Source organism: Streptomyces sp. NPDC002671, from assembly GCF_053592475.1.
The window spans coordinates 36,626-52,532 of record NZ_JBSFVU010000026.1; the positions used below are offsets into that span (position 1 = coordinate 36,626).

Annotated in this window: 17 protein-coding genes and 1 tRNA gene; 12 read left to right on the forward strand and 6 right to left on the reverse strand. The window is 68.4% G+C overall.

Annotation, left to right across the window (positions count from 1 at the left end; translation table 11 throughout):
- Positions 1-4: 4 nt before the first annotated feature.
- Positions 5-211, forward strand: a complete 207-nt coding sequence (locus tag ACWD35_RS32735; RefSeq protein ID WP_451354958.1) for a hypothetical protein — start codon at positions 5-7, stop codon at positions 209-211.
- 91 nt (positions 212-302) lie between these two features.
- Here the strand turns inward: ACWD35_RS32735 and ACWD35_RS32740 are convergent, their stop codons facing one another.
- From ACWD35_RS32740 to ACWD35_RS32750, 3 genes are all read right to left on the reverse strand, one after another.
- Positions 303-998 carry a hypothetical protein gene (locus tag ACWD35_RS32740; RefSeq protein ID WP_451354959.1) on the reverse strand — a complete coding sequence of 232 codons (696 nt, stop codon included), beginning with the start codon at positions 996-998 and terminating at the stop codon, positions 303-305.
- A 136-nt stretch (positions 999-1,134) separates the two neighbouring features.
- Entirely contained in the window at positions 1,135-1,881 is a 747-nt protein-coding gene (locus tag ACWD35_RS32745; protein WP_451354960.1) for a hypothetical protein, read from the reverse strand.
- 61 nt (positions 1,882-1,942) lie between these two features.
- On the reverse strand, positions 1,943-2,488 hold the full coding sequence (locus ACWD35_RS32750; protein ID WP_451354961.1) for an RNA polymerase sigma factor: 546 nt from the start codon (positions 2,486-2,488) through the stop codon (positions 1,943-1,945).
- A gap of 108 nt (positions 2,489-2,596) precedes the next feature.
- Here ACWD35_RS32750 and ACWD35_RS32755 point away from each other — a divergent pair, with 108 nt between their 5' ends.
- Entirely contained in the window at positions 2,597-3,505 is a 909-nt protein-coding gene (locus ACWD35_RS32755) for a serine/threonine-protein kinase (RefSeq protein ID WP_451355036.1), read from the forward strand.
- 248 nt (positions 3,506-3,753) lie between these two features.
- Positions 3,754-3,993 (forward strand): hypothetical protein, encoded by a 240-nt coding sequence (locus ACWD35_RS32760; protein WP_451354962.1) that lies wholly within the window; start codon positions 3,754-3,756, stop codon positions 3,991-3,993.
- Here the strand turns inward: ACWD35_RS32760 and ACWD35_RS32765 are convergent.
- Positions 3,982-4,055 (reverse strand) — tRNA-Gly (locus ACWD35_RS32765). The two genes, ACWD35_RS32760 and ACWD35_RS32765, sit on opposite strands and share 12 nt — an antisense overlap.
- 581 nt (positions 4,056-4,636) lie before the next feature.
- Between ACWD35_RS32765 and dcd the strand changes: the two genes are divergently transcribed.
- The 3 genes from dcd (at position 4,637) to ACWD35_RS32780 (ending at position 7,370) form a co-directional block, all read left to right on the forward strand.
- Positions 4,637-5,212, forward strand: a complete 576-nt coding sequence (dcd, locus tag ACWD35_RS32770) for a dCTP deaminase (protein WP_451354963.1) — start codon at positions 4,637-4,639, stop codon at positions 5,210-5,212.
- 13 nt (positions 5,213-5,225) lie between these two features.
- Positions 5,226-5,723, forward strand: a complete 498-nt coding sequence (locus ACWD35_RS32775; RefSeq protein WP_451354964.1) for a phosphoribosyltransferase — start codon at positions 5,226-5,228, stop codon at positions 5,721-5,723.
- A gap of 186 nt (positions 5,724-5,909) precedes the next feature.
- Complete coding sequence (locus ACWD35_RS32780; RefSeq protein WP_451354965.1) at positions 5,910-7,370, forward strand: protein kinase domain-containing protein; 1,461 nt, start codon at positions 5,910-5,912, stop codon at positions 7,368-7,370.
- Positions 7,371-7,478: 108 nt separating this feature from the next.
- On the opposite strand, the gene ACWD35_RS32785 is transcribed toward ACWD35_RS32780, so the two are convergent.
- Positions 7,479-8,513 carry a Yip1 family protein gene (locus ACWD35_RS32785; RefSeq protein ID WP_451354966.1) on the reverse strand — a complete coding sequence of 345 codons (1,035 nt, stop codon included), beginning with the start codon at positions 8,511-8,513 and terminating at the stop codon, positions 7,479-7,481.
- Positions 8,514-8,698: 185 nt separating this feature from the next.
- Here ACWD35_RS32785 and ACWD35_RS32790 point away from each other — a divergent pair, with 185 nt between their 5' ends.
- The 4 genes from ACWD35_RS32790 to ACWD35_RS32805 all read left to right on the forward strand — a co-directional run bounded on the left by ACWD35_RS32790 (position 8,699) and on the right by ACWD35_RS32805 (position 12,618).
- Entirely contained in the window at positions 8,699-10,177 is a 1,479-nt protein-coding gene (locus ACWD35_RS32790; RefSeq protein ID WP_451355037.1) for a polysaccharide biosynthesis tyrosine autokinase, read from the forward strand.
- Positions 10,178-10,227: 50 nt separating this feature from the next.
- Positions 10,228-10,788 (forward strand): arsenate reductase/protein-tyrosine-phosphatase family protein, encoded by a 561-nt coding sequence (locus ACWD35_RS32795; protein ID WP_451354967.1) that lies wholly within the window; start codon positions 10,228-10,230, stop codon positions 10,786-10,788.
- 110 nt (positions 10,789-10,898) lie between these two features.
- Positions 10,899-11,681 carry an FkbM family methyltransferase gene (locus ACWD35_RS32800; RefSeq protein WP_451354968.1) on the forward strand — a complete coding sequence of 261 codons (783 nt, stop codon included), beginning with the start codon at positions 10,899-10,901 and terminating at the stop codon, positions 11,679-11,681.
- Positions 11,682-11,733: 52 nt separating this feature from the next.
- Positions 11,734-12,618: a class I SAM-dependent methyltransferase gene (locus ACWD35_RS32805; protein ID WP_451354969.1), complete on the forward strand. Its 885-nt coding sequence runs from the start codon at positions 11,734-11,736 to the stop codon at positions 12,616-12,618.
- Here ACWD35_RS32805 and ACWD35_RS32810 read toward each other — a convergent pair.
- A complete protein-coding gene (locus ACWD35_RS32810; protein ID WP_451354970.1) occupies positions 12,608-13,738 on the reverse strand; it encodes a glycosyltransferase family 4 protein in 1,131 nt (376 codons plus the stop codon). The genes ACWD35_RS32805 and ACWD35_RS32810 overlap by 11 nt on opposite strands.
- A 156-nt stretch (positions 13,739-13,894) precedes the next feature.
- Between ACWD35_RS32810 and ACWD35_RS32815 the strand changes: the two genes are divergently transcribed.
- Together ACWD35_RS32815 and ACWD35_RS32820 are read left to right on the forward strand one after the other, a co-directional pair.
- The gene (locus tag ACWD35_RS32815) at positions 13,895-14,905 is read left to right on the forward strand and encodes a polysaccharide deacetylase family protein (protein ID WP_451354971.1); all 1,011 of its coding nucleotides are present in this window, start codon (positions 13,895-13,897) and stop codon (positions 14,903-14,905) included.
- 132 nt (positions 14,906-15,037) lie between these two features.
- A complete protein-coding gene (locus ACWD35_RS32820; protein WP_451354972.1) occupies positions 15,038-15,904 on the forward strand; it encodes a glycosyltransferase family 2 protein in 867 nt (288 codons plus the stop codon).
- The last annotated feature ends 3 nt before the right edge of the window (positions 15,905-15,907 follow it).

Genomic DNA, 15,907 nt, shown 5'->3' on the forward strand with positions numbered 1-15,907 from the left:
GTACATGGTCCGGACGGCGCGAGAGCTCACCGAGGACACGGCGGCCACTTCCGAGGCCCTGGTGGCGGCCGGCACTGCAAAACCGGCTGAATGCTTCACCGACCGCCCCTTCGCCGAGTACCGGGCCATGGACCCGGCAGGCAACTGGTCAGATCTCTCGGAACACGGCTTCGACGGCCCGCGACCGCCGTCCGACGCCACCGGTTCCTGAACCCCGACCGGACGTTCACCGGCCGGCCCGGACGGTCCCAGGACCGGTGGCAGCACCCCCGCGAACAGCTCCCGGAACCGCCCGGACCAGATCAGTCGGCGAGCCGGTTGATGGCACCGGCGGTGATGCCCTCCATGTATCCGGGGTCGTTGCTGGGCTGACCGGTCAGTTCGACGATGCCGAACCTGTGGCCGCTGCGGATCACCGCGACGCCGCCGGCAACCTTGCTGTCGCCGTTGAAGGCGGGGTACCACCTGCCCTCGCCGGCCTTGACGGTGATCGCGTGCCCCTTGCCGTAGTACCAGTGGCCATGCGGCTCGTCCTGGCAGCCGCGCACCAGCTTGTCGAGCTGCTTCTCGTACGAGGCCGCCGATGTGTCGGTGGTACCGTCCGCGACGGATTCGGTCAGCGAGGTGCCTTTGGTGTCGAAGGTCCAGGTCACGTCGGCATAGGCGGCGGCCTTCCCCTTGGTCAGCTCTCGCATCGTCTCCTCGCCGGAGCATGCCGAGAGAGCTTGCTTCCCGGTCAGGTCCACCGTCGCTCGGACCGGGGTCAGGCCCTGCTGGAAGAAGTCGTCACTCTGCAACAGGCCGGCGGAGCCGAGGCCGGGTTCGGCATGAGCGGCGGCAAGGGCGGTTGCCGACCGGCTCGCAGAACTCGTGTCCGCGCCGGCGGCGGGAAGTGCGCCGATGCCGACCGCTATCAGGGCGGCACCGACGGAGGCGGCTATTCCTGCGGCACGACCGCGACGCGCGAACTTCCTGCGGGCTGCCTGGTTGTCGGACATCTCTTCTCCTGTCTGGTCGCGACGCGGTTGGCGTCGTCGTACATCTGGGAGATGCCGGAGGTAGGGGAGATGTTGGATGGCGATCCGCCACGATCGACGTGATCCATGTCACGTTCCTGGTGGTGCGGGGGTGGTCTCAGAGCCGTGTCACGGCCGCACGGACGATCCGCGTCATCCCAGCCGTGTCCAGGCAGGCATCGATCTCCAGGACCCCGTAGTGCGAGCCGTTGCGGAGTATGGCGACGCCTCCACACGGCTCCTTGCCTCGCGGTGCGGTCCCTGCGGTGTTCAGGTCGCCGTCGTACACACCCATCCAACTCGCGGTGATGCCCGCAGCGACGTCAATTGTGTGCGTCGGCCCGTAGATCCAGTGAGTGGCGGGTTCGCTCTGGCATGGCACCTCCTCCAACAGCAGGCGCTCCGCGTAGTTCTGAGCCAGGGCGCGGCTTCCGGCGTCGTCGGCGACTTCGCGTGCGACCTGATCGTCGATGTCCGCCGCCTCGGTAGGGTCGCCGTGGCCTGTGTCCTTGCTCGTCACCAGCCCGCGGAAGTGCGCGCCGTACGATCCCAGCGTCTCGCCGAGGGTCTTCTCGCCGGCGCAGGTCGCGTTGGCGTAGTTGCCGTCTCCGACGCGATCCCGCACGTAGATGCGCTTGGAGAGACCAACCTTCCTGAACTCGGCCGCTGTCAACAAGTGCCGGTTCGTCATGGGTCCGCTCGCGGGCCTCGGCGTCGGAGAGCCGTTGCCCGGCGAGGACGCCGCAGCGCCTGGCGTCACCGTCGGGGTGGCCGGAGCAGATGGCGCGGGCAGGACGAACCGGCCGGTCAACAGGCCGAGTCCGATGGCTACCGCCAGGATGACGACGATCGTCCGAGCACGCACGGCAGCACCTCCCGGCCCGCGGTCGAGCTGATGCCAGGTGGGAGCGGGAAGCCGGGGCGTCTCAGAGGCCACCGCCGAGGCGGTCCCGCATGAAGCGACGGGCCTGATGGATGCGGTCCTTGACCGTGCCCAAAGGAGCGTCGGTGATCTCGGCGACCTGAAGATAGGTCAGGTCTCCGAGGTCGCGGAGCACGAAGGACTCCACCAGGGCCGGGTGCCGCTCCTCCAGTGCGGCCAGCGACTCCATCAGGTCCAGGCGGGTCCCCGCGATGACGCTCGTCGTCCGTGGGTCGACACCGTCGGGAACGACGGCATGACTGTCCTCCGCCCGTCGGCGCATCGAGCGATACGTGGACCTGGCGGCGTTCGAGGCGATCACTGTCACCCAGCCGAGGAACGAGCCTCGCCCGGTGTACTCGTGCAGATGTGTGCTGATGGACAACAGGGCGTCCTGCGCGGCCTCTTCGGCGTCGGCGTGGTGCGGAAGGAACCGGGAGCAGCGGCGCATCACGGTGGGCCGAAGCCTGACGAGGAGGCGGTCCAGGGACGCCCGGTCACCTGCCTGGGCAGACGCCACGAGGTGCGTCAGCTCATCCTCCTCGAGCACCCTGCTGTCCCCCCGCTATCGTCCGACCTGGACCCCACTGGGTCGCACGGATGTGCCCGACCACAGCCGGCCACATCCGCCACATCGCCCCAAGAAAAATGTTGCCACATGCAGAAGCTAGGTCGTTATCTCCTTGAGGACAGGCTGGGAGCCGGTTCCTTCGCCACCGTCTGGAAGGCATACGACCCCGAGCTCGACACCGATGTCGCGGTCAAGGTGCTGGCCGACAACTGGGCGTCGAACGCCGATGTACGACAGCGCTTCCTGGCGGAGGCGAGGCTGCTCCGCAGGATCTCCAGCCCACGTGTCGTGCGCGTTCACGACGTCGGCGTCCAGGACGACCGGCCGTACTTCGTCATGGACTACGTCCGAGGCGGCACGCTGGCCGAGAAGGCGGGGCACTGCCGGCCTGCGGAGGCGCTCCGGCTCGCGGCCGAGGCCGGGTACGCAGTTCAGGTGCTCCATGACGCGGGCGTCATCCACCGCGACATCAAGCCGTCGAACCTCCTGCTCGACGCCGGCCGCACGCCTGCCGCCGTACTTGTCGCGGACCTCGGCAGCGCGAAGCAACTGGCCGACGCGTCGGGGCTGACAGTCACCACCGGCACTCCCGCGTACATGGCGCCCGAACAGGCCTTCCAGACAGGCGGGTTCGACGGTCGAGCCGATGTGTACGCCCTCGGTGTCGTCGCGTTCGAGTTGTTGACCGGACGCAAGCCGTTCGGGTCGGGCGGTCGCACAGTTCTTGTGACGCAGCAGGCGTCGACGACGTCGTTGCCGTCCCTTCCCAGAGAGCTGGGGGTTCCGGACGGCATCGAAACTCTGCTTCGCGCTGCGCTGTCCGTTGAACCTGACGAACGACCGCAGACCGCGCAGGTGTTCGCGGATGCGCTGCTGTCACGGGAGGAAGAGGAGTGGGCGTCGGTCAGGTCTTCGGGGCCGACGCGCCTGACGGTCTGGCTTGCGGCGGTCGTCGTGTTCCTGATGACAACGGTGCTGACCTGGTCGTTCCGCTGAACTTGCGGGTACCGCGTCCCATACAGAAGGTGCCGCCTGTTCGCGAGCGCCGCAGCAGGTTCCGGCACGACGCTCGCGGCGGCTCATGGTCCGCCTCGGTGCCTTCGGCCCGCTGCGGAGACATTGCTGTCCGCGGTGCACTGCTGGGCGAGTGGCTCGCCCGCCGACCTGTACTCGTACCCGACACGGGAGCGCCGGCCGCTCATGGCCGAGCCGTCGGAGCCGGGCGCTTCGGTCAGCGCCCCTGCATGACCGAGCGGGCCGCGCTGCACGAGATCGCCCGCACTCTCGGAGCGGGCACCAGTCCGCGCTGGGCCTCCCTGATCACCGGAGGCACCCGGCAGGGCGCGCAGGCCACGGCCCTCGTCAAGCAGTTCGACGCGGCCTCGCTGGGGCAGGACCCTCGGCGGGGTGGCGCGACTCGGCCCGCCGAGACTGGACAACAAAACCCCAGGCCGCTGACCTGGGGTTTCTCATGGAGCGGGTGACGAGAATCGAACTCGCGCTCTCAGCTTGGGAAGCTGATGTTCTACCATTAAACTACACCCGCGTAAGTTCGGAGGGTCGGCCGCGTGGGTCGATCTCCGGACGCTCGCTCACTGTACATCATCGCAGACCCCTGGTGCCTGGGCCCGGGGGTCTGAGTCTGTTTCAGGGGTGGGATCCGGCTGCGGGGGGCCGGAGTTGGGGCGTACGGTGGGGGTGTGGGAGAGGGTCCGGGCAGGGCCGGAGTGCCGCCTGGAGAGTCGTCTCTTTGATCCCGTAATGTGGCTTTTGGCGTCAGGCAAGCAGCAGCCCGACGCGGCTCTTGGGGAAGGGACTTCAGGACTTGATGGAACGCACCGTCGTCCGTTGTGCCGATGGGCACGTGTTCAGTACCGCTTCGTTCCCGATGCAGCAGGCCGAGCGGCTCGGCCCCGGCCGGCTCGTCCGGTGTCCACGGTGTGCCCGGCTCCGCAGTGTGGTGCCGGTCGCACTCGAGAAGCACTAGCCGGGCGGCAGGCAGCAGGCAGCAGGCAGCAGGCAGCAGGCAGCAGGCAGGCGGCAGGCAAGCGGTAAGCAGGCGGTCACACAGGCGCGCGGAGTCGTCACGATTGTCACGGCTCCGCGCGCCTTGCGTATCCTCGGGGCGTGCTTCTCTCAGACAAGGACATCCGGGCCGAGATCGACGCCGGGCGGGTACGGATCGATCCCTATGACGATTCCATGGTGCAGCCGTCGAGCATCGACGTGCGGCTGGACCGGTACTTCCGGGTGTTCGAGAACCACCGGTACCCCCACATCGACCCCTCCGTCGAGCAGGCCGACCTGACGCGGCTGGTCGAGCCCGAGGGCGACGAGCCGTTCATCCTGCACCCCGGGGAGTTCGTGCTGGCCAGCACGTACGAGGTCATCACGCTTCCCGACGATCTTGCCTCGCGGCTTGAGGGCAAGAGCTCGCTCGGGCGGCTCGGGCTCGTCACGCACTCCACCGCCGGGTTCATCGACCCCGGGTTCAGCGGGCATGTCACGCTTGAGCTGTCGAATCTCGCCACCCTGCCGATCAAGCTCTGGCCGGGGATGAAGATCGGCCAGCTGTGCATGTTCCGGCTCAGCTCGCCCTCCGAGTTCCCCTACGGCAGTGAGCGCTACGGCTCCCGGTACCAGGGGCAGCGCGGGCCGACCGCCTCGCGGTCCTTCGTCAATTTCCATCGGACCCAGGTGTGAGGGCGGCCACGACATGAGTGACGTACGGGAGAATCTGACCTACGAGCGCTTCGGCGCCGCCATTCGTGAGCTGGCGCAGACCATCGCCGACGACGGGTACGAGCCCGACATCGTGCTCAGCATCGCCCGGGGTGGAGTGTTTGTGGCAGGTGGGCTTGCTTACGCCCTCGACTGCAAGAACATCCATCTCGTCAACGTCGAGTTCTACACCGGCGTCGGGACCACGCTCGAGATGCCCGTCATGCTCGCGCCCGTCCCGAACGCGATCGACTTCTCCGACAAGAAGGTGCTGATCACCGACGACGTCGCCGACACCGGCAAGACGCTGAAGCTCGTCCGCGACTTCTGCCTCGACACCGTCGCCGAGGTCCGCTCCGCCGTGATCTACGAGAAGTCCCACTCCCTCGTGAAGTGCGAGTACGTGTGGAAGCGCACCGATGAGTGGATCAACTTCCCGTGGAGCGTCGAGCCGCCCGTGGTGAAGCGGGCCGGACAGGTGCTCGACGCCTAGGCCCTGTCGACCTGGTCCCAGGCGCGTGCGAATGAGGCTCTGATCACGTCACCCGACGGGAACGGCGCCCGGCGTCTAGGGTCTCCTTCCGTGTGCCGAACGCGGTCTGCGAACCGTGGCCCGCGAACCGCGGACTGCCGGCGGTCGGCACGTACGAGGACGTGGACGGCCGTTGGGGGGAACGCGATGGAGCAGAGGGCGCTGGGGCAGCGGTACGAGCTGGTGGAGCAGCTCGGCCACGGTGGGATGGGCACGGTGTACCGGGCCGTCGACCACCGCCTGCGCCGTACCGTCGCGGTCAAGACGCTCTCCGCCGAGCTGGTGCAGCAGCCGCAGTTCCTCGCCCGGTTCCAGCGCGAGGCACACGCGGCAGCCGCGCTCAACCACCCCGGTGTGGCGGCCGTGTACGACGTGGGCGAGGACGCCGCGGACGGCTTCGCCGTGCCGTACCTGGTCATGGAGTATGTCGAGGGGCGGACCCTCGCCCAGGCGCTGGGGGACGGACCGCTGCCCGCCGAGCAGGTGGTGGACGCGGTGGGGCAGGTGCTGGAGGCCCTGCAACACAGCCACGGCCACGGCATAGTGCACCGTGACATCAAGCCGGCGAACGTCATGCTCACCCGGGCCGGGACGGCCAAGGTCCTCGACTTCGGCATCGCGAAGGCGCTCAGCGAGGTGGCGACCCGGCTGACCGGGACGGGCGTGGCGGTCGGTACGCCCGCCTACCTGGCGCCGGAGCAGATCGAAGGCCGCGACACGGACCACCGGACGGACCTGTACGCGGTGGGCTGCCTGCTGTACGAGCTGCTGACCGGGCGCCCTCCGTACACCGGGGACTCGCCCTTCTCGGTGATGCACCAGCACTTGGTGCAGGAGCCTGTGCCGCCGTCACGGCTGCGCCCGGGGCTGCCGCCAGGCATGGACGCGGTCGTGCTGCGGGCGCTGCGCAAGCGCCGGGAGGACCGGTTCGCCGACGCGGCGGAGATGAAGGCCGAACTGGATCGGGCCGCGCGGATACCCGCGGCGCCCCTGATACCGACCCCGACCGCCGTGGATCCCCGTGCGCAGGCCGTCCAGCCCGAGCCGGCGGAGGCTCCGCGACACGACCGGGCGGCGAAGGCATCGGGCCGGGTCGGGTCCCTGGGCCGGGTGGTGTTCCGGCCCACGCCGGAGGGGATGGTCGCGCTCCTCGGCAGCACCCTCGCGGTGGCGGTGTCGCGGTCCGAGATGATCACTGAGGAGCACTTCCCTCTGGTCGCGCTGCTGAGTGGCCTCGCGGGGTGCGTACTGCTGCTGTGGTCGGCGCGCCTGGCGTGCGCTGTGGCCTGGGCTCCGGTGGCGGAGGCCGTGGCGGTGTGGTCGGAGTTCTCCCGCGGCAACGTGGGCTGGGAGACGCGGTACGTCGTCATCGCCCTGCTGCTGGGGCTCGTCGCCGGGTCGTGCCTGACCGCCGGCTACCGGGACGAGCGCTCGGGCGGGTTCGCGCTGGTGGCGTTCTGGTTCACGGGGCTGACGTCGGAGTGGTTCTTCCTCGACGACCTGCGCAAGATCGGCGTGTTCTACGTCCTGCTGCTCGGGGTCTGCCTCGCCCTCGGCGCCCAGACCCTCAAGACCCGTCTCGCCGAGTCCCACCGCCCCGCCGTCTAGGCCCCGGGGCAGGCAGCCTGGCGGGCAGCCGGGCGTGCAGCTCCCGGCGGAAGCATGTGAAAGGCCCCCGGCCGGTGTGCCGGGGGCCTTCGCTGAGCCGGTGTGTGCCTAGAACGTGCCCAGCTTCACGATCGACAGCAGGGCGATCAGCTGGATCGCCGACGCCGCCAGTGCCTTCGGCCAGGGCAGGTCGTGCGAGCGGGAGACCATCAGGGTCAGCAGGGCGCCCGCCCCGACCCAGGTGGCCCAGCCGAGCAGCTGGACGAAGCCGGCGTCGCCGCCGAAGAACATGGCGAAGACCAGGCGGGGGGCGTCCGTGAGGGACATGATCAGCATCGACAGGCCGACCGTGGGCTGCCAGGCGCCGTCACCGCCGAGCTGGCGGGCCAGGGTGTGGGTGACCACGCCCAGGACGAGGGCACTGATCACCATCGCGACCGCCGTCACAAGGACGATCGGCACCGCGTTGGAGAGCGTGGCGTCGATCACGTCCTTGCGGGCGCCGTCGAAGCCGAAGACGGCGAGCAGGCCGTAGAGGAAGGTGACGATGAGGGCGGGGCCCCACATCGTGTAGTCCCGCATGTGCAGGAAGGTCTGGGCGGGGGAGAAGACGATCCCCCTCAGCAGCTCCTTCCAGTGCAGGGGCGGGCCCAGCGGGGCGGCGGGTGCGGCGGCCGAGCCCGCGTGGTAGGTCGCGCCCTGGGTGTAGCCGGCGGCCTCGTCGATGGAGAACGCCTGGGTGTGGCCCGGGTTGTTGGCCGCGTACGGGTCGTGTCCGCCGCCGTGGCCATGACCGTGGCCCGCGTAGCCGCCGTCGCCGAAGTACTCCGGTCCGTCGTCCGGCTGCCACTGCCCGCCGCCGGGGCCGTACGCGGGCCGCTGCTGCGGGTACGGCTGCGGCGCCGACGGGTAGCCGTGCGACGGCCCGCCGGGCTGCCGTCCGCCGGGCTGCTGTCCGTACGGCCCCGGTCCCCGTCGGCCGTACGACGGCCCCTGCGGCCCCTGCTGTCCCTGCGGGGGGCGGTTGTCCCGGCCCCCGCGTCCGTTCCTGAATCCAGCCACGTCATCGAACGTACCTGGTCCCGCGGAGTGACGTGCCGGGCCCGGGTGTTCGGGCCCGGCTTTGCTGCCGACCTGTGACATCCCCTAAGAGCCGACCTGTGACATCCCCTAAGGGGAGCGACGGGATGACCGGTCGGTGTGCGTCACCAGGGTCGTTTGCCCTGCCGCCCTGGGGTGCCTCCGCCGATTCAAGTGTGCGAGTCCCTATCTTCGGCTGCACACACAGGGAACAGAACACGCATTTCGGGTGGTTCCCTCGATCAATGATGGGGTGCAGTTTGGATCTCCGTGGATTCTTGAAGGCTGTTTCCAGACGCTGGCCGACCGTCGTGGTCTGTCTGGTGCTCGCGATCGGGGCAGCGCTCGCCGTGACGGGCATGAGCACCCCGGTCTACGCGGCCAGGACCGAGCTCTTCGTCGCCACCCGCACCGGTGACGACACGGCCCAGCTGAACCAGGGGCAGAGCTTCTCGCAGGCGCGCGTGCAGTCGTACGCCGAGATCGTGACCACCCGTCAAGTGACCGCGCCCGTGGTGAAACAGCTGGGGCTGCGCACCACGCCGGAGCGGCTGGCGTCCCAGATCACTGCCGTTGCCCCGCTCAACACCGTGCTCATCGACATCAGCGTCAGGGACACCGAGCCGGAGCGGGCGGCACGCATCGCCAATGCCGTGGCGCAGCGGTTCAGCGCGGTCGTCGAGCGTCTGGAGACACCCAGACGAGACTTGGGACCGCAGCGGCCGGGAAAGGGCCCCAAGGGCGACACCACCTCGCCCGTCTCCCTCGGCATCATCCAGGATGCCGTGGCCCCCACCGGTCCGGTCTCGCCCCGCCCCCTGTTGAACCTGGCCGCGGGAGCGATCGGCGGCCTGCTGCTGGGTGCCGGACTCGTCGCCCTGCGCGAGACCCTCGACACCACGTTCAAGGCGACCCAGGCGCTGGGCGAGTTCATCGGGCTGCCGGGTCTTGGCGCCATCCCGTACGACAGGAACGCCCCCAAGCAGCCGCTCGTCACCGCCGAGGGTCATTCCAAGCGCGCCGAGGCCTTCCGCAAGCTACGCACCAACCTGCAGTTCTCCCAGGTCGACGACCCGCCCCGGATCATCGTGGTGACGAGTTCGGTGCCGGGCGAGGGCAAGACCAACACCGCGGCGAACCTCGCCCTCTCGCTTGCCGAGGCCGGCGTCTCCACCTGCCTGGTGGACGCCGACCTGCGCCGCCCGTGCGTGGCCCCGACCTTCGGTCTCGTCCAGGACGCCGGTCTGACCACGGTGCTCATCGGGCAGGCCCGCATCGAGGACGTGATGCAGCAGGTCGGCGGCGGGCTCTCGGTGCTCGCCAGCGGTGCCGTACCGCCGAACCCCACGGAGCTGCTCGCCTCGGCGCGCATGAATGAGGTGCTGCGCGAACTGGCGGACACCTACGAGGTCGTGATCGTCGACACCGCGCCGCTGCTGCCGGTCGCCGACACCGTCGGACTCGCCTCGCTCGCCCAGGGCGCGCTGCTCGTCGTCCGCGCCGCCAAGACCCGCAGGGAGCAGGTCCGCACCGCAGCGGAATCGCTCGAGCGCGTGGGCGTCCGCGTTCTTGGCACCGTCTTCAGCATGACTCCGGTCCCCAAGGGCAGCCGCTACGGCCAGTACGGCTACTACGGGCGGTACGGCGAGTTGCCCACTCCGCGTACGTCAGCGGCCGTTGAGGAGACCGCCGAACCCGCGGTGACGCGTCCATCGGGCGGGAAATGAACCACATGTCACGCGGTCGGGCCATGGCCCATGCGTCCTCCGGACGGTCCATGACCCGGGTCCTCTTCGTCTGCACCGGCAACGTGCACCGTTCGGTGCTCGCTGAGCGGCTGCTGGCCGCCAGGCTTCCGCTCGGCTCGGCAGTACGGCCGGAGAGCGCCGGTACGGAGGCGTGGCACCGCTCGGGCATGGACGGCTCCACCAGGGCGGTGCTGGAGCAGCTGGGCGGTGACGGCTGCGGCTTCACGGCCCGCCCGCTCACCGAGGGGCTCGTCGCGGAAGCGGCGCTGGTCCTCGGGCTCGCGCGCGAGCACCGGGAGGCGGCCGTGCGCCTCGCGCCGTCGGCGATGCGGCGCTGTTTCACCCTGAAGGAGTTCGTACGGCTCGCCGCCGGGGTACCGGGCGGGGAAGGTCTGGGGGCCGAGGGCGGTTTCGACGCCATGGTGGCGGCTGTGGCCGCCCGTCGGGGTGTCGTAACTCCGCTCCCGGCGGACGAGGACGACATCGCGGACCCGGTGGGCATGCCCCGCGACATCCTGGATGCGTGCGCCCGCGAGATCGACGGGGCAGTGCGCAGGCTCGCCCGGTTGCTGGGCGGCGGCGTGGGCTGATGAGCGGACGCAGCCGTCGGCCGCCGTGCGTGTTCCGCCTGCCCCCAAGGCCGACACGCTACTTGAAGCGCATTACCGTGAATCGAGGAGCCCAGATGCAGAATGATTAAGTGACTATTCTGCACCGAGCCCGCACGGCAGCCCAGTACTTCGGCATCGACGTAAGGCGGTTCCCCGGGTGTTTTCTCGAGTACCGACTCGCACAGTTGCTGTCCTTCTTCCATGTCGATGTGGTTGTCGATGTCGGGGCGAACCGTGGACAGTACGGTGCGATGTTGCGGAAATTCGGATACCGCGGACGGATCATTTCCTTCGAGCCGTTGAGCGGACCTCTTGAGATCCTGCGCCGTCGGGCAGCCACGGATGCCCTGTGGACGGCGTTTCCGTACGCGCTCGGCGATGAGGATGTCACCGTCACCATCAACGTGTCCGGGAACGACGGGGCGAGCAGTTCAATTCTTCCGATGCTGCCGAGGCATCTTGATGCGTGTCCGGAATCCGGTTATGTCGACCGGCAGGAGGTCGCACAGCTTCGACTCGAAACACTGTGGCCTCAACTGACGTGCCCGAAAGACCGGGTCTTCCTCAAACTCGATGTCCAGGGATACGAGGGAGCCGTCCTGCGTGGGGCCGGGGATCGTATCCAGGACTGCGTGGGACTCCAGATGGAGGTCTCATGTGTATCGCTGTACGAGGGAGGCCTGCACTGGGATAAGGCACTTGACCTCGCCCAGAGCCGATATGGTCTCACGCTGATGGGCGTGTTGCCCGGTTTCACCGATCAAAGAACGGGCCAGATGCTCCAGTGTGACGCGGTGTTCTTCCGTGACGGGGTTCATCCGCCTCCTGAGGTGGAACACGTCCCGGAGGCCATGACCGGAAAAAGATTCTAGAAGTCGCCTCCCCGCATCCCGATTTGCCCGTTTGTCCACGTATTCTGGCGCTATGGCACCAACGTCAACTTCTCTCTCGCGGAAGATCGCCGCCAGTCCGCTCGCCCTCCTGGCCGCCTTTCCCCTGCGCGCGATCACCGTCGCCCGTCATGACACCCACGTGCTCAAGCAGTCCGCCTCATGGCTGCTGCACTCCCGTGAGCTGTCGTCCTTCACCTACGATCTCGAACCACTCAACTTGGAACACCTCGCCTGGTTCATCGCAACAGTGACCGGGATTCCAGTGAAAGAGGCTCGCGGCTATCTGCGCGAGGTCGAAGAGGACACCGACCTGCGCCGCACCCTGCGGGAAGGCATGGTCCAAAGTCCCCGGCGCCGGACGTGCGACCACGAGGTGCGCTACGGCCGCCGGGTCCTCCACTACGCGCTCGTGCGGGCCCTCTCACCCCGGCACGTGGTCGAGACCGGACCGTACCGCGGCCTTTCCAGCTGTCTGATCGCCGCGGCGCTGCTGCGCAACGGCCACGGTCGGCTCACCACCATCGACATCGATCCCACGGCCGGGGAACTGATCCGCGGGCCGTACGCCGACGTGGTCGACCTGGTGATCGGCGACTCGGCGCGGGCGCTGGCCGCTCCGGAGGTCCAGGAGCGCGGAATCGACCTTCTCGCCATGGAGACTCATTTCACACCGGAGCACGAACGCGCCGAACTCGCGGCAGCCGCCCCGGCCCTGACGGACCGCGCCGTCATCGTGTCCACCAGGAGCCACACCTCACCGGTACTGGCCAGCTGGTCCGAGGAACGACACCGCGGCTTCCTGCACTTCCGCGATATGCCACACCATCACTGGTACGTGAGCGGAGGCCTTGGCGTCTCCTTCCCCGCCAACCCGGTCGCCCGGGAACCGCACCTGGTGGACGTGGTCAACCCCTGATCTCACCCACCAGCCTCACCAGGCCCTCGGTGAACCGTCGGCTCATCTCTTCGACGGTGTAGCGGCATGCGTCCGCGCCACAGTGTCGCTGCAGGGCGGCCAGCCTCTCCTGATCAGTCAGCAGAGCGACCACCGTACGGGCGTAGGCCGATGGGTCGTTCGGAGCCACGACGGCATTGCGGCCATCTCCCAGATACTCGAATTCCGGACCGTGGAACGGCCAGTGCGTGGTGACGATCGGTGTCTGCAGAGCGAAGGAGTCCACCGCGCACAGCCCTACAGGCCCTGGCATGAGCATCAGCTCGGAGGCAGCGCCGAGCAGCGCCTTGCGGGCGCCGTACGCCTGCCCGACCGGAATGATTGCCGTCGAATGCTCGGCCGCTGCCGTCACTCGCTCCAGCTCTTCGCCCAGCCCGGCGATCAGCAGACGGAAGTCCGGCAGTAGCCGGGCGGCGTACTCCGCCGCCTCCAGGAGAAACGGGATCCGCTTGGTGGTGCTCAACGCCCCTACATACAGCACTGTGCGGCCCGGAGTCAGGCCGAATTCAGCTCTGAACCGGGACAGCTGATCCGGCGGCACCGACCGATAGTTCTCGCGAAGGGCGACGGTGTCGGTGGAATTCTGGACCACAGTGACCCGGTCCCGGGGGAATCCGTGCTGTACCACGCTTCGCGCCCCGCCTTCGGTGTAGGCGAAGAACCACCGGGCCTGCCGGGTGAGGGCGTACTTGACCGATTCCTCGATCCGTGATTGGCGAATGGCGTAGGTCCTGCCGTGGTCCCACATGGATACGGCCGGCCCACGGCTCCTCCGCTGCCGGGCCAGTTGTGGATACAACTCCAGATTGTGCAGCGCCTGGTCGAGCACCAGCACATCGGACGACTGGAGCAGTGGCCCGAGCCGCTTGTAGACCAACGGACGGCCCATGACCCATGTGCTGTATTGCGGGAGTCGCATGGCGCCGTCGATGGCGATCGCGTCGGAGCGTGCGCTTATCCCCCTGCTGTAGGGGGCCCCGTGGGCAATCGTGAGCCCGATTCCGTGCGAGCGCAGATCATCACTCAACCGACGGAAGAACGACTGGCGATATTCCGTCAAGAATGGCTGAACAATGGTCACATGAGAATTCTTACGATGTCTGACGTGTTTGCGCGGCTTGATTCCCATGCTGTGCTAGCTTGCCAGAGAATTGAGTGAATCCATGGATACGCGCAAAGGGCTTCTCAGAGAAGACGCAGAGGAACCAGCCATGCAGCAGATCCACAGGGGGTCGACGTGAATGTCGAGGTCCGCGCCCGGTTGACCAAGTGGTATATGCGCTACGAGCGGTGGGAGGGGCGGGATCCCGTGCTCCGCCGATCGCCCGCCCAGACCTGGTTCCGGCGGCGCGCGGTGAACCGGCTGGCCGTGCTGGGCTATCACGCAATCGAGGATTCCGAGGCCTTCGCGGCGCAGCTGGACCGACTGCTGGAGACTTCGGTCCCGGTCTCGCTGCAACAGGTCGAGGAGGCGGTGTACGGCGGCCGACCGCTTCCGCCGTACAGCGTGCTGGTCACGTTCGACGACGGCGACCTCAGCGTGCATACCCACGCTCGGCCGCTGATGGCTGCCCGCAACATCCCGGGGGTGTGCTTCGTGATCGCCGGGTTGGTGGACACCGACACCGCCTTCTGGTGGGACGAGATCGAACACCTGGTCCGTCACGGGGGCACGACCGGGCGGGTGCCTGCCGCACCGCCCGAGATCACTGCGCACACCGTCAAGACACTGCCCGAGCACGAGCGGCGGCAGGCGCTGGAGGAGTTGCGGGAGACCGCGTCTGTGCCCGCCCCTCGCCGGCGTCAGCTCACCGGTGAAGAACTGCGCGAGCTGGAGGCGGACCAGATCGTCGTCGGCAGTCACACTCTCACCCATCCGTGCCTCGACCAGTGCGATGACGGGCAGGTGCGGACAGAGGTGCTGCAGGCCCACGAGCAGCTGACCGGACTGCTGGGGCATCCGCCGACGACGTTCGCCTATCCCAACGGGAACTTCGACTCGCGGGCCCACCGGTTCCTCATGGGGGCCGGGTACCGCAGCGGTTTCCTCTATGACCACCGACTGGCCGCGCCGGGCGCGCAGCACCCGCTGCGGATCAGCCGGCTACGCGTTTCCACCCGCACCGGTCCGGACCGGTTCGACACGATCCTGTCCGGACTGCACTCCGCCCTCTACCGGGCCGAGCGCGGCACAGGGCGAGGCTTGGCACACGCCGCTCAGCTGGTCCGGGCGACGCCCGGCCGGTGACGGTCGGTTCGTCCAATTTAGCCAAATGTGTTCCGTTTTCAGGGCTATGGTCTGATAGGTTCAAATCTGTGAGGCTGAATACTCGTCAGCTTTTTGTGGCCGCCCCAAGTTGGCTTTGAGTCGGGAGTCCGTATGGCTGCACCGCGCATCGCCGTGCTGATGGCCTGTCACAATCGACAGCGCAAGACCCTTGCGGCGTTGGAGTCATTGGAGCGGCAGCGCAATCTGCCACCCGGCACGTCCGTTCGTGCGCACGTCGTGGACGCGGCCAGCACCGACGGCACCCCCCAACGAATCGCTGAGCGATTCCCGGACGTCGAGGTCACCGCGGTAGGCCCGGACGTCTTCTGGGGCGAGGCCATGCGCATCGCCGGCCATCGCAGTCTCCACTCCAGCCTGCCACGGTGGACCCACCAGTTGTGGCTCAACGACGACGTGGAACTGGCGGACGACGCACTCACGCTGCTGCTCGGCACCGCCCACGAGGTCGGCCCGGAAGCCGTGGTGGTCGGCGCGGTGCGCTCCGTCGACGGCAGTCACACGACGTACGGCGGGCTACGGCGCGGCGGCCTGCCGTGGTGGCACCCGAGCGGACGTGGCCTGCTGCTCGTCGAGCCGACGGGCCGACCCGAGCCCTGTGACACGTACCACGGCAACGTCGTCCTCGTACCGCGGTCGGTGTGGGAGCGTATCGGCGGCATCGACCGGCGGTTCGGGCACGGCATGGGCGACTACGACCACGGACTCCGGGCCCGGAGGGCCGGCATCGGCTCCTTCTTGACGCCTTGTCACGTCGGAACCTGTGACAGGAACCCTCTGCTGACCGGCTCCAGGGAACCCGGCATCGGAGTGCGCGAAGCGCTGCGCAGGGCCACCTCTCAACGTGAGCTGCCGTTCGACTCCTGGCGGGTCTATTGCACCCGGCATCTGTGGCCCTGGGCGCCGTTGCTGATGTGCTCTCCGTATCTGAAGACCGCTGCACGTGCGTGGCGGCGGTGACCG